The 23,576-nt window shown below is 63.6% G+C and carries 16 protein-coding genes; 6 read left to right on the top strand and 10 right to left on the bottom strand.

All coding sequences use genetic code 11. The features are described 5' to 3' along the window. Positions 1 to 3 precede the first annotated feature (3 nt). The 10 genes from LB529_RS17910 to LB529_RS17865 form a co-directional block, all read right to left on the bottom strand. Entirely contained in the window at positions 4 to 1,659 is a 1,656-nt protein-coding gene (locus LB529_RS17910) for an alpha-glucosidase family protein (protein ID WP_224711839.1), read from the bottom strand. Then, positions 1,659 to 3,656: a glycogen debranching protein GlgX gene (glgX, locus tag LB529_RS17905; protein ID WP_224711838.1), complete on the bottom strand. Its 1,998-nt coding sequence runs from the start codon at positions 3,654 to 3,656 to the stop codon at positions 1,659 to 1,661. Before glgX ends, LB529_RS17910 begins: the two co-directional genes overlap by 1 nt. 196 nt (positions 3,657 to 3,852) lie before the next feature. Next, positions 3,853 to 5,481, bottom strand: coding sequence for an alpha-D-glucose phosphate-specific phosphoglucomutase (locus LB529_RS17900; RefSeq protein ID WP_224711837.1), 1,629 nt, complete (start codon positions 5,479 to 5,481; stop codon positions 3,853 to 3,855). Between the two features lie 3 nt (positions 5,482 to 5,484). Continuing rightward, positions 5,485 to 6,930, bottom strand: coding sequence for a glycogen synthase GlgA (gene glgA, locus LB529_RS17895; RefSeq protein WP_224711836.1), 1,446 nt, complete (start codon positions 6,928 to 6,930; stop codon positions 5,485 to 5,487). A gap of 168 nt (positions 6,931 to 7,098) precedes the next feature. After that, entirely contained in the window at positions 7,099 to 8,367 is a 1,269-nt protein-coding gene (gene glgC / locus LB529_RS17890) for a glucose-1-phosphate adenylyltransferase (protein ID WP_140635175.1), read from the bottom strand. 63 nt (positions 8,368 to 8,430) lie between these two features. Beyond that, on the bottom strand, positions 8,431 to 10,644 hold the full coding sequence (gene glgB, locus LB529_RS17885) for a 1,4-alpha-glucan branching protein GlgB (protein WP_224711924.1): 2,214 nt from the start codon (positions 10,642 to 10,644) through the stop codon (positions 8,431 to 8,433). Positions 10,645 to 10,798: 154 nt separating this feature from the next. After that, entirely contained in the window at positions 10,799 to 13,261 is a 2,463-nt protein-coding gene (locus tag LB529_RS17880; protein ID WP_224530019.1) for a glycogen/starch/alpha-glucan phosphorylase, read from the bottom strand. Between the two features lie 142 nt (positions 13,262 to 13,403). Then, a complete protein-coding gene (locus LB529_RS17875; RefSeq protein ID WP_176477005.1) occupies positions 13,404 to 14,186 on the bottom strand; it encodes an ATP-binding cassette domain-containing protein in 783 nt (260 codons plus the stop codon). A gap of 2 nt (positions 14,187 to 14,188) precedes the next feature. Beyond that, positions 14,189 to 15,250, bottom strand: coding sequence for an ABC transporter permease (locus tag LB529_RS17870; protein ID WP_095766830.1), 1,062 nt, complete (start codon positions 15,248 to 15,250; stop codon positions 14,189 to 14,191). A gap of 162 nt (positions 15,251 to 15,412) precedes the next feature. Next, the gene (locus tag LB529_RS17865; protein ID WP_095767162.1) at positions 15,413 to 16,447 is read right to left on the bottom strand and encodes a sugar ABC transporter substrate-binding protein; all 1,035 of its coding nucleotides are present in this window, start codon (positions 16,445 to 16,447) and stop codon (positions 15,413 to 15,415) included. Positions 16,448 to 16,659: 212 nt separating this feature from the next. Between LB529_RS17865 and LB529_RS17860 the strand changes: the two genes are divergently transcribed. The 6 genes from LB529_RS17860 to LB529_RS17835 all read left to right on the top strand — a co-directional run. Then, positions 16,660 to 17,883, top strand: a complete 1,224-nt coding sequence (locus tag LB529_RS17860; RefSeq protein WP_140845712.1) for an ROK family transcriptional regulator — start codon at positions 16,660 to 16,662, stop codon at positions 17,881 to 17,883. A 1-nt stretch (position 17,884) separates the two neighbouring features. Then, entirely contained in the window at positions 17,885 to 18,331 is a 447-nt protein-coding gene (locus LB529_RS17855) for an RbsD/FucU family protein (protein ID WP_095766828.1), read from the top strand. Then, positions 18,328 to 19,251: a carbohydrate kinase family protein gene (locus LB529_RS17850; protein WP_224711835.1), complete on the top strand. Its 924-nt coding sequence runs from the start codon at positions 18,328 to 18,330 to the stop codon at positions 19,249 to 19,251. The genes LB529_RS17855 and LB529_RS17850 overlap by 4 nt, the downstream gene beginning before the upstream one ends. A gap of 253 nt (positions 19,252 to 19,504) precedes the next feature. Next, the gene (locus LB529_RS17845) at positions 19,505 to 20,647 is read left to right on the top strand and encodes a DegT/DnrJ/EryC1/StrS family aminotransferase (protein WP_224711834.1); all 1,143 of its coding nucleotides are present in this window, start codon (positions 19,505 to 19,507) and stop codon (positions 20,645 to 20,647) included. 466 nt (positions 20,648 to 21,113) lie between these two features. Continuing rightward, the gene (locus tag LB529_RS17840) at positions 21,114 to 22,208 is read left to right on the top strand and encodes a glycosyltransferase family 4 protein (protein ID WP_224711833.1); all 1,095 of its coding nucleotides are present in this window, start codon (positions 21,114 to 21,116) and stop codon (positions 22,206 to 22,208) included. Between the two features lie 223 nt (positions 22,209 to 22,431). Next, on the top strand, positions 22,432 to 23,576 hold a 1,145-nt coding region (locus LB529_RS17835), incomplete at its 3' end, for a glycogen debranching N-terminal domain-containing protein (protein ID WP_318012570.1).

Raw genomic sequence — 23,576 nt, 5'->3', positions numbered from 1 at the left:
CCGTCAGCCAATCCTGCCGACGAAACTGCCCAGAGGCGGCAGCGCCAGCACGCTGTCCTCGACAACACCTGTAAGAACGCCGGCGGCGTCAACGTCAAATGCCGCTATCTCGGCCTCGCCGATCTCGGTGGGCAGCGCCCAGCCTGTTGCCTCGGTCGAGAAATTGAAAACGCAAAGCAGCCTTTCGCCGTCGCGCTCACGGAGGAAAGCAAGCACATCGCCCTCGGCCTCGAGAAAGCGGATCGAGCCTTGGATCAGTGCCGGATGGCTCTTGCGCAAGGCAAGGATCGAGCGATAGGCGGCAAGCACCGACCGTTCCTCGCCATTCTGGACGTCGACTGCCCGGGCGCGATGCGCTTGTGGCACCGGCAGCCAGGGCTTGGCCGTGGAGAAGCCGGCATTGTCCGCCTCCGCCTGCCAGACCATCGGGGTGCGGCAACCGTCCCTGCCCTTCACGCCGGGCCAGAAGCGGATGCCGACGGGATCGCGCAGATCCTCATAGGCTAGCTCCGCCTCCTGCAGCCCCAGTTCCTCGCCCTGATAGAGGCAGATCGAACCGCGCAGGCAGGCAAGCAGCGCGATCGAGAACTTCGCCACCGCGTCCGGGCTCTCGCCTTGCCGCGTCCAGCGGCTGACATGGCGCACGACATCATGGTTGGAAAAGGCCCAGCAGACCCAGCCGTCCGGGGCGGTCGTCTCGAACGCCTCCACGCAGCCGCGCACATGGGCGGCGGAAAATTGCGGGCTGAGCAAGTCGAATGTGTAGCACATCTGCAATTTGTCGCCGCCCGATACGTAGGCGGCGAGCGTCTGCAAGGAGCGCTCCTCGTCACCCACCTCGCCGACCGCGGCGCGGTCTGGATATTCGTCGAGCAGCGCGCGGAAACGTTTCAAGAAGTCGAGGTTTTCGGGCCGCGTCTTGTCGAAAAGATGCTCCTGGAAGGCGTAGGTGCTGGTGGCGCCATTGGTGCCGGCGACGCTCGCGGCCAAGGGCGGGTTGTCGCGCAGCCAGCGGTCGTGGACATAGTAGTTGACGGTGTCCAGCCGGAAGCCGTCGACGCCGCGCTCCAGCCAGAAGCGCAGGGTGTCCAAAAGCGCGTCCTGAACGTCCGGATTGTGGAAGTTCAGATCCGGCTGAGCGGCGAGGAAATTGTGCATGTAGTATTGCCGGCGGGTGGCGTCCCATTCCCAGGCCGGCCCGCCGAACAGCGATTGCCAGTTGTTGGGCACGCTGCCATCCGGCCTGGCGTCAGCCCAGACATACCAGTTCGCCTTGGCATTGTCGCGGCTGGCGCGGCTCTCGATGAACCATTCATGCTTGTCGGAAGAATGCGAGATCACCTGGTCGATGATGAGTTTCAGGCCGAGCCGGTGAGCCTCGGCGACCAGCGCGTCGAAATCTTCCAATGTGCCGAACATCGGATCGACGTCGCGATAGTCGGATACATCGTAGCCCATGTCGGCCATCGGCGACTTGAAGAAGGGCGAGAGCCAGACGGCATCGACGCCGAGCGACGCGACATGGGCGAGCCGCGCGGTGATGCCCTTGAGGTCGCCGCTGCCGTCGCCGGTCGTGTCCTGGAAGGAGCGCGGATAGACCTGATAGATGACGCAGCCCCGCCACCATTCGCTCCCTTGCCCGAAATTTTCGGCAGCCATCACAAGCCCTTCCCGTTGCGCGATTGAGCGGCACGCCGCTCGATCATGAAATTGACGCTGCGGCTGGGCAGCGGCCGCGCAAGATCGACCGGCTGCGCCTCGATCGCCGGGCCCCACTCGTAGCCGTCCCGGACCGGCAACGTGAAGACGCATTGGCGGCGGTCGCCATTGACCATGACGGCAAGGCGACTGCCTCCGCTATCGCCGAGCATCATGACAAGGCGATGTCGATCGCGATCGTTCCACTCCGTCTCGCTGAGTGGCGCGCCCGTCTCCATCAGCCACTCGACATCCGGAATGGCCGAAGCATCAGCCGGCTTTCCGGTCAGGAAATGCGTATCCGTTAGCGCAGGAAAGGCCCGGCGCAGCGTGGCGAGCGATGAGGCATATCGCTCCAACGCCTGATCGCGGCCGGCCCAGTCGAGCCAGGTGATGGCGTTGTCCTGTGCATAGGCGTTGTTGTTGCCTTTTTGCGTGCGGCCGAACTCGTCGCCGGCGGTCAGCATGATGGTGCCGCGCGAGGCGAAAAGTGTCGCCAGCAGCGCGCGCTGGTCGTCGAAGCGCGCCTTGACAATCGCCGCGTCGTCCGTCTCGCCCTCGGCGCCGTTGTTCCATGACAAATTTTCGTTGTAGCCGTCGTGATTGTGCTCGCCGTTGGCGTCGTTGTGCTTGCGCTCATAGGCGACGATGTCGGCCAGCGTCATGCCGTCATGTGCAGCGATGAAATTGACCGCACGGCTCGCCGGTTGGCCTTCCCTGCTGAAGACGTCGGAGGAACCTGCAAGCCTTGTGGCCAAGACGCCTACCGCGTCGGCATCGCCGCGCCAGAAGCGCCTGACATCATCGCGATAACGATCGTTCCATTCCAGATATGGCGGCCGGAAATTTCCGAGCTGGTAGCCGCTCGGACCGATATCCCAAGGCTCGGCGATCAGCACGCGGTCGCAGAGCACGGGATCGCCGGCAATGGCCCGAAGCAGCGGCGCTTCCGGATCGAAGGCGCCGTCGACGCGGCCGAGCACCGGCGCCAGATCGAAGCGGAAGCCGTCGACACCGGCGAAGCGGACGAAGTGGCGCAGCGTGTCGAGCACCATCTCGCGCACAACCGGATGGTCGCAGGCGACGGTGTTGCCGGTGCCGGTGTCGTTGACCAGCCTGCCGTCCGCCTGATGCCGGTAGTAAGCCAGCGCGTCGAGGCCGCGCAGCGACAGCGTCGGCCCAAGCCGGTCGCTCTCGCCGGTGTGGTTGAAGACGAGGTCGAGGATGGTGCCGATGCCGGCCTTGCGCAGCGTGGCGATGGTGTTGCGCAACTCCTTGAGACCGCCGGGCGCGAGGCGCGGATCGAGCGCCATGAAGGTGACGGGATTGTAGCCCCAGGCGTTGCTCAGCCCCAATGGCGGCAGATGCCGCTCGTCGATCGACGCGGTGACCGGCATCAATTCGACGGCCGACACACCGAGACGCTTCAGGTGCTCGACGATGGCCGGATGGGCGAGTGCCGCGATGGTGCCGCGCTGCGCTTCCGGCACGTCCGGATGCAGCTTGGTGAAGGAGCGGACATTGAGCTCGTAGATCAGCCCGCCAGGCCGGAACAGCGGCGGCTGGGGCGGCACCGGTTTGGGCAGCGAACGCGCGATCGCCTTCGGCATCAGCGGAGCGGTGTCGGCGCCTTCGTTGCGTTTGGCGGCAAGCCGCCAATGATATTGGTATGGACGATCGACCTCGACGGCATAGGGGTCGGCGAGAAGCTTGTTCGGATCGAACCACAGGCCGCGCTCCGGAGCATAGTCGCCGTCGGCGCGGAAGCCGTAACGCGCGCCGTCGCCAAGGCCGGAGACAAGGAGCGCGTGCCCGCCCCCGCCTTCGGGGTTGAGCTCCAGCCGGTCGGTTTCAAGCGCGCCGGTGTCGTCGAAGATCGAGACCCAAAGACGTCTCGCGGATGAGGACCAGGCGGCGAAGCGGATGCCTTCGGGGGTGATGGTGGCGCCGAGGGTCATGCGAGCGCCTCCCCTTCTCCCCTTGTGGGAGAAGGTGGATCGGCGCGCAGCGCCGAGACGGATGAGGGGTGTTGGAAGAAATGAGGCGCCGGCGATGCGAGCGCCGGTTTGCGCCAAGCTGGAGCACCCCTCATCCGTCGCCTTCGGCGACACCTTCTCCCACAAGGGGAGAAGGGGGAGTCGCGCCACGCCACCCTCAAGTAATCACGCTCGGCTTGTTGCGGCCGGTGTGGCTCTTGATGCCGGCGATTTCGTCGGCGGCGGCGATCAAATCGGCGAGCGCTTCTTGCGTGTCGAGGTCGTGCCTTGCCTTGTCCGGCTCGTAGCGCTCGATATAGACGCGCAGCGTCGCACCCGAGGTGCCGGTGCCGGAGAGGCGCAGCACGACGCGCGAGCCGCCCTCGAACAGGATGCGGATGCCCTGGTGCTCGCTCACCGAGCCGTCGACCGGATCGCGATAGGCAAAATCGTCGGCCTTGGCGATCTTGAGGCCGCGCACGGTCGTGCCGGGCAGCGAGCCGAGCTTGGCGCGTAGCTCGTCGACCAGCGCGTTGGCGCGATCGCTCTCGACCTCCTCATAGTCGTGGCGCGAATAATAGTTGCGCCCATAGGTCTCCCAGTGTCCGGTCACGATGTCCTTGCAGCTCTCGCCGCGCGCAGCGAGGATGTTGAGCCACAGAAGCACGGCCCACAGCCCATCCTTCTCGCGCACATGGCTGGAGCCTGTGCCGGCGCTTTCCTCGCCGCAGATGGTCGCCATGCCGGCATCGAGCAGGTTGCCGAAGAACTTCCAGCCGGTCGGCGTCTCGTAAATGCCGATGCCGAGCTTTTCGGCGACGCGGTCGGCGGCGCCGCTGGTCGGCATCGAGCGGGCGATGCCCTTAAGGCCGTCCTTGTAGCCCGGAGCCAGCTTGGCATTGGCGGCAAGCATCGCCACCGAGTCCGACGGCGTGACGAAGATGCCTCTGCCGATGATCAGGTTGCGGTCGCCGTCGCCATCGGAAGCCGCGCCGAAATCCGGCGCGTCGGGCCCCATCATCTCGTCATAGAGGTGCTTTGCGTGCACCAGGTTCGGGTCCGGGTGGTGGCCGCCGAAATCGGGCAGCGGCTTGAAGTTGCGGCAGGTGCCGTCCGGCGCGCCGAGCCGGCGTTCGAGGATCTCCTTGGCATAGGGGCCGGTTACCGCATGCATGGCGTCGAAGCGCATGCGGAAGCCCGACTTGAAGAGCTTCCTCAGCGCGTTGAAGTCGAACAGGCTTTCCATCAGTTCGGCATAGTCCTTGACCGGGTCGCAGATCTCGACCGTCATGTCGCCGGCCTTGACGGTGCCGATGGTGTCGATGTCGATGGCGCCGATATCGGCGATCTTGAAGCTCTTGATCTCCTTCGACTTGGCAAAGATCGCGTCGGTGATCTTTTCCGGCGCCGGGCCGCCATTGCCGGCATTGTACTTGATGCCGAAATCCTCGTGCGGGCCGCCCGGATTGTGGCTGGCCGACAGGATGATGCCGCCGAAGGTCTTGTATTTGCGGATGATGTTGGAGGCTGCCGGCGTCGACAGAATCCCGCCCTGCCCGACCATCACCTTGCCGAAGCCGTTGCCGGCGGCGATGGCGATGGCCTTCTGGATGACCTCGCGATTGTAGAAGCGGCCGTCGCCGCCGATCACCAGCGTCTTGCCCTGAAAACCGTCCAGCGCATCGAAGATCGACTGGATGAAGTTCTCGGCGTAGTGCTCCTGCTGGAACACCGGCACCTTTTTCCGCAGGCCGGAGGTGCCTGGCTTCTGGTCGGTATAGGGTTTGGTGGGGACGGTTTTGATCATGCCTCAGGCAGCCCTTTTTGAAAGCAGCAAGCGATAGAGTTCGACGTATTTTTCGGCGCTCTTGTCCCAGGAGACATCGGCCTTCATGCCCTGGCGCTGGATCGAGGCCCAGGTCGCGGGCCGCGCATGCTGCTCGACCAGCCGCTGGATGGCATGGAGCATCGCGGCACCATTGTTGGGCGCGAACTGGAAGCCGGTGGCGACGCCGGCCGACAAGGCGGCCTCGTTGGCGTCGATGATGGTGTCGGCCAGACCGCCTGTCCTGGCGACGACCGGCACGCAGCCATAGCGCAGGCCATAGAGCTGGGTCAGCCCGCAGGGCTCGAAGCGCGAGGGGATGATGATGGCGTCGCAGCCGCCTTGCATGACGTGCGAAAGGTCTTCGTCGTAACCGACGACGACGCCGACGCGGCCGCGATGGCGGGCGGCGGCGGCAAGCAGCGTGCCTTCGAGGCCGGCGTCGCCGGAGCCGAGGATCGCCAGCCGCGCGCCGGCGGCGACGATGCCGTCGACGACCGCGGCCAGGATGTCCATGCCCTTCTGCCAGGTCAGCCGGCTGATGACGCAGACGATCGGGCTGCCATCCGCTTCCAGGCCGAAGCGCTCTTCGACCGCCTTGCGGTTCTTGCCGCGCGCCGCAAGCGTCTCGGCCGAATAATTGGCGACCAGATGCTTGTCGGTCTGCGGGTTCCAGATGTCGACGTCGATGCCGTTGACGATGCCGTAGAGATCGGTGGAGCGCATGTTGATCAGCCCGTCGAGACCCATGCCGAATTCGGGCAAGCGGATTTCCTGCGCATAGGTCGGGCTGACCGTAGTGATGGCCCAGGCGGCTTGCAGGCCGGCCTTGAGAAAGCCGACGCCGCCATAATATTCGACGCCGTCGAGCTGCATCGCCACGCTCGGCAGGCCGAGCTCGCCGAAGATGCCGGCGCCGAACTGACCCTGGAAGGCGAGGTTGTGCACGGTGATCAGCGACGGCACGCCGACCGCCTTGCCGTAGCGCATATAGGCAAGCGTCATCGCCGACTGCCAGTCATGGGCATGCACGATGTCGGGCTGGTAACCGGAGATCGCGCCACCGGCAATGTCGCCGCCGGCCTGGCTGAGCGCGGCGAAGCGGCGCCAGTTGTCCGGCCAGTCGGCGCCGGAGGCGGTGCCGTAAGGGCCGCCCTGGCGATCGAAGAGATGCGGCGCGTCCAAAACGAAGAGATCGAGATCGCCGATCTTGGCGGCATGGATCGAAGCCTTGGCGCCCTGCAGCAGCGGATATTGGTAGACCGCCTTCTTCTTGGCAAAGGCCGCCATCACCACTGGATAGCCGGGAACCAGCGTGCGCATCGCCACGCCCTTGCGGGCAAGCGCGATCGGCAAGGCGCCGGCGACGTCGGCAAGCCCGCCGGTCTTGATCAGCGGGAAGATTTCGGGCGTGACCGACAGAACCTGCATACGCTCCACATTCCGATCTCAAGATGACAGGTCAAAGTGACAACCTGTTGATCCAGTCGTCAGCTTGCTGATCGTCCCTGTCAGCTCGCTGATCGTCCCTGTCAGCTCGCTGATAGACCCGACAGTCTGCTGATCGACCTTGTCGGGCCGACAACTTGTTGACCGACCCTACGGGGTCGACAGCTTGTTGATCATGTCCTGCGTGATCAGGCAGATGCCCTTCTCCGATACGCGAAAACGCTTGGCGTCGAGTGCCGGGTCCTCGCCGACAACCAGTCCTTCCGGGATGTGGACGCCGTGATCGATGACGACGCGCTTGAGGCTCGCGTTGCGGCCGACCTGGACGTCGGGCAGCATCACCACTTCCTCGAGCTTGGAATAGGAATTGATGCGCGCGCCGGTGAAGATCAGGCTGCGGCGCAGCGAGGCGCCGGAGACGATGCAGTCGCCGGAGACCAGCGAGGAGATCGCCTCGCCGCGGCGGCCGTCCTCGTCATGCACGAACTTTGCCGGCGGCTTCAACTCGGCATAGGTCCAGATCGGCCAATCGCGGTCGTAGAGGTCGAGCTCGGGCGTGATGTCGGTGAGGTCGATATTGGCTTCCCAATAGGCGTCCACCGTTCCGACGTCGCGCCAATAGGGTTCGGCCTCGTGCGAGGAACGTACGCAGGACTTTGCGAAGCGGTGGGCGATCGCCTTGCCGTGCTGGACGATGTAAGGGATGATGTCCTTGCCGAAGTCCCGGCTGGAGCCGGGCTCGGCGGCGTCGCGGCGCAGTTGTTCCATCAGGAACTTGGTCTTGAAGACATAGATGCCCATCGACGCCAGGGCGAATTCCGGCTTGTCCGGGATGCCGGGCGGATCGGCCGGCTTTTCGACGAAAGCGATGATATTGTCCTTCTTGTCGACATGCATGACGCCGAAGCCGGTCGCCTCCATGCGCGGCACTTCCAGGCAGCCCACGGTGACGTCGGCGCCGGCGTCGACATGCTGGCGCAGCATCAGCTCGTAATCCATCTTGTAGATGTGGTCGCCGGCGAGGATGACCATGTATTCGGGGCCGTAGGCCTCGATGATGTCGATGTTCTGGTAGACGGCGTCGGCCGTGCCTTCATACCACTGCGTTTCCGAGACGCGCTGCGATGCAGGCAGGATGTCGAAGCTTTCGTTTCGCTCGGGCCGCAGGAAGTTCCAGCCGCGCTGCAGGTGGCGGATCAGCGAGTGCGCCTTGTACTGGGTGGCGACGCCGAGGCGGCGGATGCCGGAGTTGAGCGCATTGGAGAGGGCGAAATCGATGATGCGCGTCTTGCCGCCGAAATAGACCGCCGGCTTGGCGCGCCGGTCGGTCAGCTCCCTGAGGCGGCTGCCGCGGCCGCCGGCCAGCACATAGGCCATGGCATCGCGTGCCAGCGGCTGGGTTCTTCTGATCTCTGCCATTCTGTTACCCTCCCAAACAAGCTGCCCGGACTGTTGCAAGAGCAGGATGAGACATCATCTGCTTCAATCCGTGACGAATTCCAGCATGATCGTCGACAGCGGCGGCAAAAGCATCGTCGCCGATACGCCGCCTCCTTCCCCGCTTGCCTCGACCATGCCGCTATTGCCCATGCCGGAGCCGCCATAGACCTCGGCGTCGGTATTGATGATCTCGCGCCATTTTCCTGCCTTTGGCAGCGGCACGCGATAGTTCTCGCGCGGCACCGGCGTGAAATTGGAGATGACGGCTATCGAATTGCCGTCCGGCGCGCTGCGCAGCCAGGCGAAGACCGAATTGTCGCGGTCGTCGACGATCAGCCAGGAGAAGCCCTCCGGCTCGCAATCGCGCGCATGCAGCGCCGGGCGCGAACGGTAGAGATAGTTCAGGTCGCGCACCGTCTGCCAGACGCCGCGATGCGGCGCGAATTCCAGCAGATCCCAGTCGAGCGCGCGTTCCTCGCTCCACTCGCGGCGCTGGGCGAATTCCTGGCCCATGAACAGGAGCTTCTTGCCGGGATAGCCCCACATGAAGGCGTAATAGGCGCGCAGCGTGGCGAACTTCTGCCAGTCGTCGCCTGCCATCTTGTGGAGCAGCGTGCCTTTGCCGTGCACGACCTCGTCATGCGACAGCGGCAGCACGAAATTTTCCGAGAAGGCGTAGACCAGGCCGAAGGTGATGTCGTTGTGATGGTGCTTGCGGAAGATCGGCTCCTTGGAGAGATACTCCAGCGTGTCGTGCATGAAGCCCATGTTCCACTTGAAGCCGAAGCCGAGGCCGCCTTCATGCACGGGATGCGACACTTTCGGCCATGAGGTCGATTCCTCGGCGATCGTCATCACGCCGGGGTGGTGGCCGTAGACCTCCTTGTTCATCTTCTGCAGGAAGCTGACGGCCTGCAGGTTCTCGCGCCCGCCCTTCTCGTTGGGGATCCACTCGCCGGCCTTGCGGGAATAATCGAGGTAGAGCATCGAGGCGACCGCGTCGACGCGCAAGCCGTCGACATGGTATTTCTCGGCCCAGAACAGCGCGTTGTTGACCAGGAACGACACCACCTCGCGGCGGCCGAAATTGTAGATGGCCGTGTTCCAGTCCGGGTGGAAACCCTGGCGCGGGTCGGCATGCTCGTAGAGCGCGGTGCCGTCGAATTTCACCAGCCCGTGCTCGTCGACCGGGAAATGCGCCGGCACCCAGTCGAGGATGACGCCGACGCCGGCGCGATGCGCGCCATCGACGAAACGGGCGAAGCCGTCGGGGTCGCCGAAGCGGGCTGTCGGCGCATAAAGCCCGGTGGTCTGGTAGCCCCAGGACGGGTCGTAGGGGTGCTCCGAGATCGGCAGGAACTCGATATGGGTGAAGCCGGTGTCGACCACGTAGGGGATCAGCCGCGCGGCGAGTTCGTCCCAGGAGAGAAACGTACCGTCGTCGCGGCGCTGCCAGGAGCCGGCATGGACCTCGTAGATCGAGATCGCCTCGCGCCGGGGATCGGCCTTGCGCCAATAGCCGCGATGCGCCTCGTCGCCCCATTGATGCGCCATGGGCGGCGCCGTCACCGAGGCGGTCGCCGGCCGCAATTCCGATTCGAAGGCGAACGGGTCGGCTTTCAGCGGCAGGCGCACGCCGTCGGGCCCGATGATCTCGAATTTGTAGGGCTTGCCAGCGCCGATATCGGGAATGAATAGCTCCCAGATGCCCGTGTCCTTGCGGTCGCGCATGGTATGTCGGCGGCCGTCCCATTCGTTGAAGGCGCCGACCACGGAGACGCGCCGCGCATTGGGCGCCCAGACGGCGAAATGGACGCCGGTGGCGCCCTCATGATCGATGATGTGGGCGCCGAGCTTGTCGAACAGCCGTAAGTGCGAACCCTCGGCCATGTAATAGTCGTCCATCGGACCGAGCACAGGGCCGAAGGAATAGGGATCGGTCAGCCACCAATCGCCGCCGGTATTCCTGGCGTGATAGCGCAGTGGCTGGCGCTTGCGGATCGAGACCTTGCCCTCGAAGAAGCCGGCATCGTCGCTGCAGGAAAGCTCGCCGACCTCCTTGCCGGTCAGCGTGTAGGCGGTGACGAATTCGGCATTGGGCACGAAGCAGCGGGCAATGAAGCCCTTGCCGGCTTCATGCACGCCCAGGACCGCGAAAGGATCGCCATGCGTTCCGGCGACAATCGCCGCGACATCGCCGGCTGGCGCCAGTCCGTCCGGCCCGCTTGTCGCAGCGGTCGCGCGCGGCTTCCTCATCAAACGGTCGCCCTCCCCGGGCACCTTGTTCTGGCGCATGCCTCGCTCCGGCATGCGCTGTTCTTTGTCTTGGTGCATGTCGTGGTCCCAAAACCGCTACGCACTTTTGGGCGACATGCATCTGGCCACATTCTTTGTGGCTCATGCAATCATATCAGACGGGCACGTTCCAGATGTCTTTCGCATATTGGCGGATTGTGCGATCGGACGAGAACCAGCCGACGCGGGCGACGTTGCGGATGGCGCGCGCGTACCAGTCGGGGCTGTTGCGCCACACGGCGTCGACCTCGCGCTGGCAGGCGGCGTAGGAATCGAAGTCGGCCGCCACCATGAACCAGTCGCTTTGGTAGAGCCCGTTCATCAGGTCGCGATAGCGGTCGGGATCGTCGGGTGAGAAGACGCCGGAGGAAATGGCCGATACCGCCTGCGACAGCTCGGACGAGGTCTCGATCACGCCGCGCGGATTGTAGCCATTGTTGCGCCGCTCGGCGACCTCCGCGGTGGTGAGGCCGAAGATGAATATGTTGTCGTCGCCGACATGTTCCTTGATCTCGACATTGGCGCCGTCGAGTGTGCCGATGGTCAAGGCGCCGTTCAGCGCGAACTTCATGTTGCCGGTGCCCGAAGCTTCCATGCCGGCGGTCGAAATCTGCTCGGAGAGATCGGCGGCCGGCATCAGCACCTCGGCCAGGCTGACATTGTAGTTCGGCACGAACACCACCTTCAGCAGGCCGCGCACCGACGGGTCGCCATTGATGACCTTCGCGACGTCGTTGGCCAGCTTGATGATCAGCTTGGCGTTGTGATAGCTGGGCGCCGCCTTGCCGCCGAAGATCTTGACGCGCGGCATCCAGTCCCGTTCCGGATGCGAGCGGATCTGATCGTACAGCGCGATCGCTTCCAGTATGTTGAGCAGCTGGCGCTTGTATTCGTGGATGCGCTTGACCTGGATGTCGAACAGCGCCGACGGATCGATCCTGATGCCGAGCCGGTCGGCGACGAGATTGGCGAGCCGCGCCTTGTTCTGCCGCTTCACACCGGCGAATTTCTCACGGAAAGCCGCATCATCGGCGAGCGGATCGAGATCCTTGATCGCCTCGATGTCGTCCATGAAGCGGTCGCCGATCGCCTCGCGGGCAAGCGAGGTCAGGCCGGGATTGCACTGGATCAGCCAGCGCCTGGGCGTGATGCCGTTGGTCTTGTTGTTGATGCGATCGGGATAGAGCTTGTGGAGATCGGCGAACACCGTCTCCTTCATCAGCTCGGTGTGCAGCGCCGAGACGCCGTTGATCGAATGCGAGCCGACAAAGGCCAGATTGCCCATGCGCACGCGGCGGTCGCCATTTTCCTGGATCAGCGAGATGCGGGCGATCTGATCGCCCGAGAACTGGTTGGTGGCGCGGGCCTCGAGCAGCACCTGCGCATTAATGGCGTAGACGATCTGCATGTGGCGAGGCAGCAGACGCTCGAACAGCGGCACCGGCCAGCTTTCAAGCGCCTCGGGCAGCAACGTGTGGTTGGTGTAGCCGAACGTGCGCTTGGTGATGTCCCAGGCCTGGTCGAAGTCCATGCCGTGGACGTCCATCAGGAGCCGCATCAGCTCCGGCACGGCGACCGCGGGATGGGTGTCGTTCAAGTGGATCGCCGCCTTGTCGGGCAGCGATTTCAGGTCGCCATACTGGCTCAAATGCCGCTGCACGATGTCCTGCAGCGAGGCGGTGGAGAAGAAATATTCCTGCCGCAGCCTGAGCTCCTGGCCGGCCATATGGGAATCGGCAGGATAAAGCACGCGCGACAGCGCGTCGGCCTTGTTGCTCTCGGCCAGCGCGCCGATGTGGTCGCCCGCATTGAACTTGTCGAGCAGGATCGGGTCGATCGGCATGCCGGACCAGAGTCTCAGCGTGTTGACGCGCCTGGCGCGCCAGCCGGCCACCGGCGTGTCATAGGCGACGGCCAACACATGCTCGGTCGGCTTCCAGACATGGCGTTCGAGCCGGCCATCCTTCGAGGTGATCGATTCCACCGAGCCGCCGAAGCCGACCTCGAAGGAACGCTCGCGCCGTTCGAACTCCCAGGGATTGCCGTGATCGAGCCAGGTCTCCGGCAGCTCGACCTGCCAGCCGCCATGGATTTCCTGGCGGAACATGCCGTTGGCGTAGCGGATGCCGTAGCCATGGGCGGGGATGTCGACGGTCGCCATGCTTTCCATGAAGCAGGCGGCGAGACGGCCGAGGCCGCCATTGCCGAGTGCAGCGTCCGGCTCGAGCCCCGCGATCAGGTCGAGGTCGACGCCGAGCGAGGACAGCGCTTCGCGCATGTTCTCCATCAGGCCGAGATTGGAGAAGGCGTCGCGCATCAGGCGCCCGATCAGGAATTCGAGCGAAAGGTAATAGACGCGCTTTTCCTGCTGGTCGTAAGCCTCCTTGGTCGCCTGCATCCATTGATCGACGATGCGGTCGCGCACCACCTTGATCGAAGCGGTCAGCCAGTCATAGGGCGTGGCGACGGTTGTGTCCTTGCCGACCCGGTATTTGAGCGACATCAAGACTTCTTCGGCGAGCGTCTTGGGGTCGGGATTGTCGAGAACAGGGACTTCGATCGTCATGGCGGATGTCATGCTGCCTCTCGTTCAACTGGCCTGATCATAGCGGCTTTCACCGTTCCTCCCAGCCCATCTTAGTGCGTTGCAGCATAGGTTCAATCGATTTACCCAACCGACCCATCAGCCCGCCTGCGGCAACAGGGACATGTCGTGGGGATCAAGCCGCCAGCGCGTCCTCCGGCGGCTTCTTGGCGCCGGTCATCAGCGCCACCGCATCCGACATGGAAATCTGCTTAGGATCGACGACGCAGAGACGCCTTCCAAGCCGGTGGATGTGGATTCGGTCCGCCACCTCGAAGACATGCGGCATGTTGTGCGAGATCAAAACGATCGGCAGGCCGCGCTTCTTGACGTCCAGGATCAGCTCAAGCACGCGGCGGCTTTCCTTCACGCCAAGGGCGGCCGTCGGCTCGTCCATGATCACCACTTTCGAGCCGAAAGCGGCAGCACGCGCCACCGCCACGCCCTGGCGCTGGCCGCCCGAAAGCGTTTCCACCGCCTGGCTGATGTTCTGGATGGTCATCAGGCCGAGCTCCGTGAGCTTGTCGCGAGCACGCTTCTCCATCGCCGGACGGTCGAGCATACGCAGCCAGCTGCCAAGCGGACCTGGCTTGCGGATCTCGCGACCGAGAAACATGTTGTCGGCGATCGACAGCGCCGGCGACAGGGCGAGGTTCTGGTAGACGGTTTCGATGCCGGCTTCCCGGGCCTCCATCGGCGACTTGAAGGCAACTGGCTTGCCCTCAAGCCGGATTTCGCCTTCGTCGGGCACGGCCGCGCCGGAGATCGCCTTGATCAGCGATGATTTGCCCGCGCCGTTGTCACCGATGACGGCGAGGATTTCGCCCGGATAGAGGTCGAAATCGGCATTGTCGAGGGCGGTAACGCGGCCATAGCGCTTGATCAGGCCGCGCGCTGTGAGAATGGGCTCCTGGGTCATGACTATGCCGAAACCTTTCTGATCCATTGATCGATCGCCACGGCGCCGATGATCAGCACGCCGGTGAGCAGCACCTTCCATTGCGGATCGGCGCCCAGCATGTTGAGGCCCATCGAGACGACGCCGACGATCATGGCGCCGAACAGCGTGCCGAGGATCGAGCCGCGCCCGCCGAACAGCGAGATGCCGCCGATCACCGTCGCGGTGATGGCCTGCAGATTGTAGTCGGTGACAGCGGCCGACGGCGAGACCGAGCCGTTGCGGCCGATCGAGACCCAAGCCGCGAAAGCGGCGATCAGCCCGGCAAGGGCATAGACCATCATCAGCACTTTCTTGGTCTGAATGCCCGACAGTTTCGCAGCTTCCTGATCGTCGCCGACGGCGTAGACATGGCGGCCCCATGCGGTGTGGTTGAGGACATACCACAGCAGGATCACCAGCAGGACCATGGCAATGACGCCAAGCGTCAGCACGGCAGAGCCGACCCTGAAGCTCACCGCGAACAGATGCAGCAGCGGCGCCTGGACGTCGACGTCGGTGTCGCGGATCGTCTCATTGGCCGAATAGATGAAATTCGTGGCCATGACGATGTTCCAGGTGCCGAGCGTGACGATGAAGGGCGGCAGCTTCATGTAGGCGACCAGGAGGCCATTGAGCAGTCCGCAGGCGCCGCCGGCGGCAAGCCCAATCGCCACGGCGAGTATGGCCGGCATGCCATAGGTCACCGCGCAATTGCCCATGATCACCGCCGAAATCACCATGATGACGCCGATCGAGAGATCGATGCCAGCGGTCAGGATGACCAATGTCTGCGCGGCACCGAGAATGCCGACGATGGCGATCTGCTGCAGGATCAGCGTCAGCGTGTAGGACGAAAAGAAACGTCCGCCGATGGCGATGCCGAAGATGATGACCGACAGAACCAGCACGATTAGCGGCACCGCCGCCGGCGTGGAGTGCAGGAAGTGCTGGGCGCGCTTGACGGCCGATTTGTGCTCGTCGAAGGCGGCGACGCTGGTGTCGCTTCCCGTAAGTACTTTCTCGAATTCCTGTATCTGAGACATATGTCCTCCCGTCTGCATACGGCCTCTCATTGCCGCACACGCCGTCAACGCCTATTCCGGTCTTGTCGCCAGGATTGTCGCGCTTTGACGAAAGCGCATCGTCCACCCGATGCGGCCGGGGATCAAGCCCCCAGCCGCACGGTTCGTGGACCTCTCAGAGCATCAGCCCCAGCACTTGGCCAGGCCTTCCTTGGTGTCGATCGACTTGACGCCATTGGCCGGCTTGTCGGTGACAAGGTTGACGCCAGTGTCGAAGAAGTTCTTGCCTTCGGTCGGCTTGGGCTTGGTGCCGTCCTTGGCGAAGGCGGCGATCGCCTCGATGCCGAGCGCCGCCATCTGCAGCGGATATTGCTGCGAGGTGGCGCCGATGACGCCTTCGGTGACCGACTTCACGCCCGGGCAGCCACCGTCGACCGAGACGATCAGCACCTGCTTCTCAAGGCCGACGGCCTTGAGCGCCTGATAGGCGCCGACAGCGGCCGGCTCGTTGATGGTGTGGATGACGTTGATGGTGTTGTCCTTCTGCAGAAGGTTCTCCATCGCCTTGCGGCCGCCCTCTTCGTTGCCGTTCGTCACGTCATGGCCGACGATGCGCGGATCGGTTTCGTCTCCGATCTTGTTGGGGTCTTTCACGTCGATGCCGTAGCCCATCATGAAGCCCTGGTCGCGCAGGACGTCGACGGTCGGCTGCGAGGGGGTTAGGTCGAGGAAGCCGATCTTGGCGTCCTTGGCCTTGTCGCCGAGCGTAGCGGCGGCCCAGGCGCCGATCAGCTTGCCGGCTTCGAGATTGTCCGTTGCGAAAGTGGCGTCGGCGGCGTCGATCGGATCGAGCGGCGTGTCGAGAGCGATCACCAGCAGGCCGGCGTCACGCGCCTTCTTCACCGTCGGCACGATGCCCTTGGTATCGGAAGCCGTGATCAGGATACCCTTGGCGCCGTCGGCGATGCAGCTTTCGATCGCCGCGACCTGGCTCTCGCTGTCGCCGTCGATCTTGCCGGCATAGGTCTTGAGGTCAACGCCGAGTTCCTTGGCCTTGGCGGTCGCACCCTCCTTCATCTTGACGAAGAAGGGATTTGTGTCGGTCTTGGTGATCAGGCAGGCGCCGACGCCCGCGGCCGACGCGGACGAGGCGAACGCGAGCAGGCCCAGCCCGGCCGCCGCGAATACGGTGGATTTCAGCAGCGATTTCTTGGTCACGATTTCCTCCCAGTGGAACCATTCCGGACGCCGGCCAACCCGGCGCCTCAAACGCATCCAACCATTTCTCCCAGCGTGGACGCCAGATCAAAAGACACCAGTCCGCAACGGCTGTCAATAATTAAATCACTCTTATTTATTATTGACAGCCTTGCGCTGTTCACCCATTCTGAACGAAAAGCAGCGAGGGGAAACAGACGGGAGGAAACAGGGTGGAGACCGGCATTGCGAGGCACGGTTCGCCCGAGGCTTTGGAGAGCCGGCTGCACCGTGGCACCAACCAGAGCGGCATGCGCGACCACAATGAGCGGCTCGTGCTGTCCCTGGTGCGCCAGCATGGCAGCCTGGCCAAATCCGACATTGCGCGCATGACCGGGCTGTCGGCCCAGACGGTGTCGGTGATCATGCGCGAGCTCGAGGAAGACAAGCTGCTTGTGCGCCAAGCGCCGCTGCGCGGCAAGATCGGCCAACCGTCGATTCCGATGGCGCTCAATCCGGAAGGCGCTTTTTTTATCGGCCTCAAGATCGGCAGGCGCTCGGCCGAGCTCGTGCTGATCGACTTCCTCGGCAATGTGCGCGCCATGCTGCAGCATTCCTACCGCTATCCCGCACCGCGCGAGACCGTCGAATTCGTCACTGCCGGCATCAAGACGATGCGCGGCGAACTGACGCCGGCGCAGGACAAGCGCATTGCCGGGCTCGGCATCGCCATGCCGTTCGAGCTATGGAACTGGGCAGATACCGCCGGCGCGCCGCGCGAGATCATGGACGAATGGCGCCATCGCGACATCCGCGCCGACATCCAGGGGCAGTGCGAGTTCCCGGTTTATCTGCAGAACGACGCGACTTCGGCTTGCGGCGCGGAGCTCGTCTTCGGACGAGCGGGCGCAGCGCGCGATTTCGTCTATTTCTACATCGGCGCCTTCGCCGGCGGCGGCATCGTGCTCAATGGCCGCCTCTACAGCGGGCCGAACGGCAACGCCGGCGCGCTGGGCTCGATGCCGGTGCCCGGACCGGACGGCAAGCCGACGCAGCTCATCGACGTCGCCTCGATCGCGATGCTGGAAAAGGCGCTCTCGGCCAAGGGGATCGACGGCTCCTATCTGTGGACCTCGCCGCAGGAATGGGGCGAGATCGGCGCCGATCTCGACGAGTGGATCGCCAGCGCCTCGCGGGCGCTGGCCTATGCCATTGTCGCTGCCTCGTCGGTCATCGATTTCGAAGCGGCGGTTATCGACGGCTGGATGCCGCTCGATGTGCGGCGCCGGCTGGTCGATGCCGTGACGGAAGCGATCGCCCGGGTCGATGCCGAAGGATTGAAACTGCCTGTCGTGCGCGAGGGAACGGTCGGCATTCACGCACGCGCCATGGGCGGCGCCAGCCTGCCGCTCTCCGAGCGCTTCCTGATCGGGCCTCACACGTCCGGAGGCGCCTGACATGCTGATCGGCATCCCGTCGCTGCTCGGGCCCCAGTTCCTGGCGACGCTCAGGGCAATGGGCCATGGCGACGAGATCGCGATCGTCGATGGCAATTATCCGGCCGAGGAACAGGCGCGACGGCTGATTCGCGCCGACGGCCACCACGTCATAGCCGTCCTCGACGCCGTGCTCAGCGTGCTGCCGGTGGACGAGGCTGTGCCGGAGGCATTGTTTCGTGCCTCGGTGAAGGGCGACCCGGCGCTGGCCGACGCCGTGCATCATGAGATGGAATCGGTTTGCGCCAGGCGTGCGCCGGGCCACAAGGTGGTTGCTCTGGCCGGGCCCGACTTCTATGCACGCGTCAAGGCGGCGCACGCCATCGTTGCGACCAGCGAACCCAGGCTCTTTGCCAACATCATCATTCGCAAGGGCGTGATCCATCCGCCGGAGACCAAGACGACATGATCCTTTGCTGTGGCGAAGCCCTGATCGACATGCTGCCGCGCACCACGACGCAAGGCGAAGCGGCCTTCGCGCCCTATGTCGGCGGCGCGGTGTTCAACTCGGCGATCGCGCTCGGCCGGCTCGGCGCTCCGGCCGGCTTCTTCTCCGGCCTCTCCTCCGACCTGTTCGGCGGCCAGTTCCGCGAGGCGCTCGGCGCAAGCAAGGTGAGCTCCACCTATGCGCACACCTCGCCGCGTCCCACGACACTCGCCTTCGTGCGGCTCACCAACGGCCAGGCGACCTACACCTTTTATGACGAGAACACCGCCGGGCGCATGCTGACCATCGAGGACCTGCCGAAGCTCGGGTCCGAGATCGAGGCGATGCTGTTCGGCGCCATCAGCCTGATCTCCGAGCCGGCGGGATCGGCCTATGAGGAATTTATGCGGCGCGAGCACCGGAGTCGGGTGATGATGCTCGACCCCAACATCCGGCCGAATTTCATCCCCGACAAGGCGAAGCATCTGAGGCGTATCCGCGAGATGATGGCGATGGCCGACATCGTTAAACTGTCCGACGAGGATCTCAAATGGTTCGACGAGGCCGGCTCGCATGAGGATGTGGTGCGGAACTGGCTGGAGCGCGGGCCGAAGCTGATCGTCGTCACCCATGGCAGCGAAGGCGCCGTCGGCTACAGCAAGACGCACAAGGTCACCGTCATGCCACAGAAAGTGAAGGTCATCGACACGGTCGGCGCGGGCGACACCTTCAACGCCGGCATTCTCGCCTCCCTGCACGAGCAGGGCCTGCTCACCAAGGCGGCGATCGGCGACCTGCCGGAAGATGCGATCCGCAAGGCGCTGGAGCTCGGCGCCAAGGCGGCGGCGGTGACGGTTTCGCGGGCCGGCGCCAACCCGCCCTGGCGGCACGAAATCGCCTGATCCAGCGTGGAGCGGATGCGAATCCGCCCTTCGCGGCCGATCACTTTATGTTTCCCACCGGTGGAACGACGCGATAAGAGGGGCCGGAAAACGCCTCTCGCGGCTCGGATTTCCGGCTTTTTCAGGCATTGCGCCGGCAAAATCGGCAACAGGCTGCGACACCTGAGCAATTTGCGCCGGCCGCCACCGGCTTTCTCAGCCGGTTCAAGTCTGTTACCAGCGGGCCGGTTTTACAGGCAGTTTCGAGGGCGACATGCAGTTCATCGATCTTGGCGCGCAGCGCGAACGTATCCGCGACCGGCTGAAGGCCGCGATCGACCACGTCGTCGAGGACGGCCGTTATATCCTCGGGCCGCAGGTCACGGAATTCGAGAACAAGCTCGCCGCCTATATCGGCGTCAAGCATGTGGTCGCCTGCGCCAACGGCACCGACGCGCTGCTCCTGCCGCTGTTTGCCGCCGGCATCGGCCCGGGCGATGCCGTGTTCGTGCCGAGCTTCACCTTCGCAGCCACCGCCGAGGTGGTGGCGCTCGCCAAGGCCGAGCCGCTCTTCGTCGACGTCGACCGCCACACCTACAACATCGACATCGCCAGCCTCGAGGCGGCGATCGAGATGATCAAGAAGGAAGGAAGGCTGAAGCCGAAGGCGATCATCCCGGTCGACCTGTTCGGGCTCTCCGCGAATTACGAGGCGATCATGGCGATCGCCAAGCGCGAGAACCTGTTGGTGATCGAGGACGCTGCGCAGTCGATGGGCGGTTCCGCCGACGGCACCATGTGCGGCGCCTTCGGCCATGTCGGCTCGACCAGCTTTTATCCGGCGAAGCCGCTTGGCTGCTACGGCGATGGCGGCGCGATGTTCACCAATGATGCTGCGCTGGCCGACAAGCTGCGTTCCTTCGCCTTCCACGGCAAGGGCGAGACGCAATATGACAATGTCCGCGTCGGCATCAATTCGCGCCTCGACACGCTGCAGGCGGCGATCCTGATCGAAAAGCTCGCCATCCTCGAGGATGAGATGGTGGCCAGGCAGGTGGTCGCGGACCGCTATGCCAAGGGCCTTGGCGACATCGTCAAGGCCTCACGCAATCTCGGCCACGGCCGCTCGGCCTGGGCGCAGTACGCCATCGAGACGCCGAAGCGCGACGGGCTCAAGGCCCATCTCGGCGAAAAGGGCATCCCGTCGGTGATCTATTATGTGAAGCCGCTGCACGAGCAGGTCGCCTACAAGCACTATCCGCGGACACCGACCGGCCTTGCGGTCTCGGAGGAATTGCCGAAGCAGATTCTCTGCCTGCCGATGCATGCCTATCTGAGCGAGGCCGATCAGAATCGGATTATCGAGACGATCAGGAATTACATCGGCTCGAACTCGGCGCATGTAGCGGCGGCCTGATCTCCCTCAGTGTCGCTCAAGACGACAGAGGGTCGCCATCGCATAGGACTCACAGCCGCGGTTTCTTCACGCTCAGATGTGGGTACCGGTGCATATCTCGGGATGCGAATGTGGCGCTATCAGAATCGGGGATGCTCGCGGATCAAGCGGGCGGATGTTCCTCATTGATTAGCACGGCCAAGCCTGAATGCGGCCGCACTGCATCAGCCGCAGCGTACATGCTCTGCGGTCTTTCTTTGTCAGCCTGACCGGCGCCTCGATCGCCGCCATGTTCGCCAACGGGCTTGCCCGTCCGGCAGTTTACATTCCGCCCTTTCCCTTTTGCATACGATGCCACGGCGAAGTGATTGATGCCGGGAACAAATTAGCAGTCCGAAAGTTCGCGAGAACGGCGAACCGGGAGAAGGAGTAACCACTGCCGTCCCCGGTTCTTGAAGGCCGACTTTCGTTCCAGGATGCCCTGCACATGAAGATTGCCCAGATCGCACCCCTGACTGAGTCCGTGCCACCCAAGTTCTATGGCGGGACCGAGCGCATCGTTTCCTATTTAACGGAAGAGTTGGTTCGAAGGGGCCATGACGTGACCTTGTTCGCCAGCGGCGATTCACGTACTTCGGCCGAACTGGTGGCATGTTGCGACGTTGCACTGCGCCTGAATCCGAAAGCACAGAATCCCATTCCTTACCATGTCATGATGCTTGAAGAGGTTCGCAGACGGGCGAATGAATTCGACGTGCTGCATTTCCACGTCGACGTTCTCCATTTCCCGATAATTCGAGAGTTCGCGCAGCGAACCGTTACCACGCTTCATGGCCGACTCGACCTTCCGGACCTGGCGCAGCTTTACGCGATGTTCAACGACATTCCACTGGTCTCGATTTCGGACGACCAGCGCCGGCCCATGCCGCCGGTCAACTGGCTTGGAACGATCTATCACGGCCTGCCGAACAATCTCCTGCCATTCCGGCCGAAAGCCGCTGGATACCTCGCGTTCCTCGGCCGCATCTCACCCGAAAAGGGACCGGAGGCCGCGATAGAAATCGCCGCGCGCGCCGGAATGCCGCTGAAGATCGCAGCCAAAATCGACGCAGTGGACCAATCATTTTGGAGCGACAGGGTCGAACCACAGGTGCTTCGGCATTCGAATGTCGAGTTCATCGGCGAAATTGATGAGCGTGCGAAGGCGGAATTTTTGGGCAATGCGACGGCGCTGCTGTTTCCGATCGATTGGCCGGAGCCGTTCGGCCTCGTGACGATCGAGGCGATGGCCTGCGGTACCCCGGTGGTTGCGTTCAACCGCGGAGCCGTTCCGGAGGTCATCGATCATGGCGTGTCCGGACTGATAGTGGAAAGCATTGACGAAGGCGTCGAAGCTGTGCGGCGGATAGGCAGTCTCGATCGCGCACGTGTGCGGAAAACTTTTGAAAGGCGATTCACGGTCGGGCGCATGTGCAGCGACTATTTGGGGATCTACCGCCTGCTGGCGCGCGACGAGCAATTTCCACTCGGCTCGCGAAACGGGTTCGCCGAAAACGCGGCTGAAATAGCCAGCACTTTTTAACAGCACCGCTTGAGACGAGTTGGCGGTTAGAATCGCCGGGTTCCCGCCGCATTCGATCGGACTCGAACAGCGGAAGCTTCGCCGAATATCCGCCAAGATTTCAATGACGCTCTCGGGATCATGGGCATCGCAGCATTGATGCGAGATACTGTTGATAGGAGATGGTCGGGCGCAGGCATATGCGATGAGCGCCAGCATCGGCCGTCTGAACAGGAGGGTTGAGATGAGCATCGAAGTCGAAGAACGCAAGCTTAATCCAGCGGTCGCTCTCCCCGCACTCGATGAATCGGCCCCGCGCGAGCCGCATAGGCAATTTGCGCTGAAGCATGAGGACTGCTTCGTCGTCGCGGACAGCTATGGCGACATACGCGGCAGCGGCGACGGGCTTTTCCGCGATGATACGCGAGTGCTGTCGCGTTTCCGGCTGTTCATAGGCGGCCGCATGCCGTCGCTGCTCGGAGCGTCGCTGTCGCAGGACAACATCCTATTCACCGCCAATCTCACAAATTTGGCTACCATCGGGCCCGACGGCAGTGAAACGCTGCCTGGGGTCGTGCACATCGAGCGGACCAGATTCATCTGGCACGACCGCATGTACGAGCGAGTCACTTTCACGAATTACTCCGCGCGTGAGGTGTTGCTGCCGGTCCGGTTCGACTTCGATGCCGATTTCCGTGACATGTTCGAGGTGCGCGGCACTACGCGCAGCCGGCGCGGTCGCGCACATGACGCCTTGGTCGGCGAGTCAGGCGTGACATTTTGCTACGAGGGCCTCGATAATGTGGCGCGCCAATCCGTCATCGCGTTTTCGATGAGGCCCGACCAGATCCATCCCCATCATGCAGAGTTTCTCATTCTGGTGGGGAGGCACGACAGAAAGGCGCTGTATCTGGAAGTCGGTCAGAACGAAGAAATCCCGTCCAGTGATCGGTTCCGCGCCGCCGCGGCGCGCGCGCGATTTGCAATGCGCTCAAAGCGTCGACAGGGCGCCACTGTTTTCAGCTCCGGCCGCGTGTTCAATGACTGGCTCACGCGCACACGTGCCGACATCGCCCTGCTGACCACCGATCTGGAGACCGGGCCATATCCGTATGCCGGTATTCCCTGGTTTTCGACTGCCTTCGGCCGCGACGGCGTCATTTCCGCCTTGCAAATGCTGTGGCTTAACCCCGAGCTTGCCCGCGGCGTGCTGGCGTTCCTTGGCCGCTATCAATCGACGGAGACCTCTGTGTTCGACGATGCCGAGCCCGGCAAGATCATGCATGAAACGCGCAAAGGGGAAATGGCTATACTGCGCGAGCTGCCGTTCGGCCGCTATTATGGCGGCGTCGACACCACTCCGCTCTATGTCTACCTGGCTTGGTCCTA

Source organism: Mesorhizobium sp. CA5 (assembly GCF_020165105.1).
In the GTDB taxonomy this organism is placed as follows: domain Bacteria; phylum Pseudomonadota; class Alphaproteobacteria; order Rhizobiales; family Rhizobiaceae; genus Mesorhizobium.
The sequence above is the reverse complement of the archived record's forward strand: the minus strand, read 5'-3'. Positions and strand labels throughout refer to the sequence as shown.

Coding starts and splice junctions, on each gene's coding strand:
- LB529_RS17870 (WP_095766830.1), bottom strand. CDS start 15,250: ATGTCTCAGATACAGGAATTCGAGAAAGTACTTACGGGAAGCGACACC.
- glgB (WP_224711924.1), bottom strand. CDS start 10,644: ATGAGGAAGCCGCGCGCGACCGCTGCGACAAGCGGGCCGGACGGACTG.
- glgX (WP_224711838.1), bottom strand. CDS start 3,656: ATGACCCTCGGCGCCACCATCACCCCCGAAGGCATCCGCTTCGCCGCC.
- LB529_RS17900 (WP_224711837.1), bottom strand. CDS start 5,481: ATGATCAAAACCGTCCCCACCAAACCCTATACCGACCAGAAGCCAGGC.
- LB529_RS17840 (WP_224711833.1), top strand. CDS start 21,114: ATGAAGATTGCCCAGATCGCACCCCTGACTGAGTCCGTGCCACCCAAG.
- glgC (WP_140635175.1), bottom strand. CDS start 8,367: ATGGCAGAGATCAGAAGAACCCAGCCGCTGGCACGCGATGCCATGGCC.
- LB529_RS17855 (WP_095766828.1), top strand. CDS start 17,885: ATGCTGATCGGCATCCCGTCGCTGCTCGGGCCCCAGTTCCTGGCGACG.
- LB529_RS17880 (WP_224530019.1), bottom strand. CDS start 13,261: ATGACATCCGCCATGACGATCGAAGTCCCTGTTCTCGACAATCCCGAC.
- LB529_RS17845 (WP_224711834.1), top strand. CDS start 19,505: ATGCAGTTCATCGATCTTGGCGCGCAGCGCGAACGTATCCGCGACCGG.
- LB529_RS17910 (WP_224711839.1), bottom strand. CDS start 1,659: ATGGCTGCCGAAAATTTCGGGCAAGGGAGCGAATGGTGGCGGGGCTGC.
- LB529_RS17875 (WP_176477005.1), bottom strand. CDS start 14,186: ATGACCCAGGAGCCCATTCTCACAGCGCGCGGCCTGATCAAGCGCTAT.
- LB529_RS17850 (WP_224711835.1), top strand. CDS start 18,328: ATGATCCTTTGCTGTGGCGAAGCCCTGATCGACATGCTGCCGCGCACC.
- glgA (WP_224711836.1), bottom strand. CDS start 6,930: ATGCAGGTTCTGTCGGTCACGCCCGAAATCTTCCCGCTGATCAAGACC.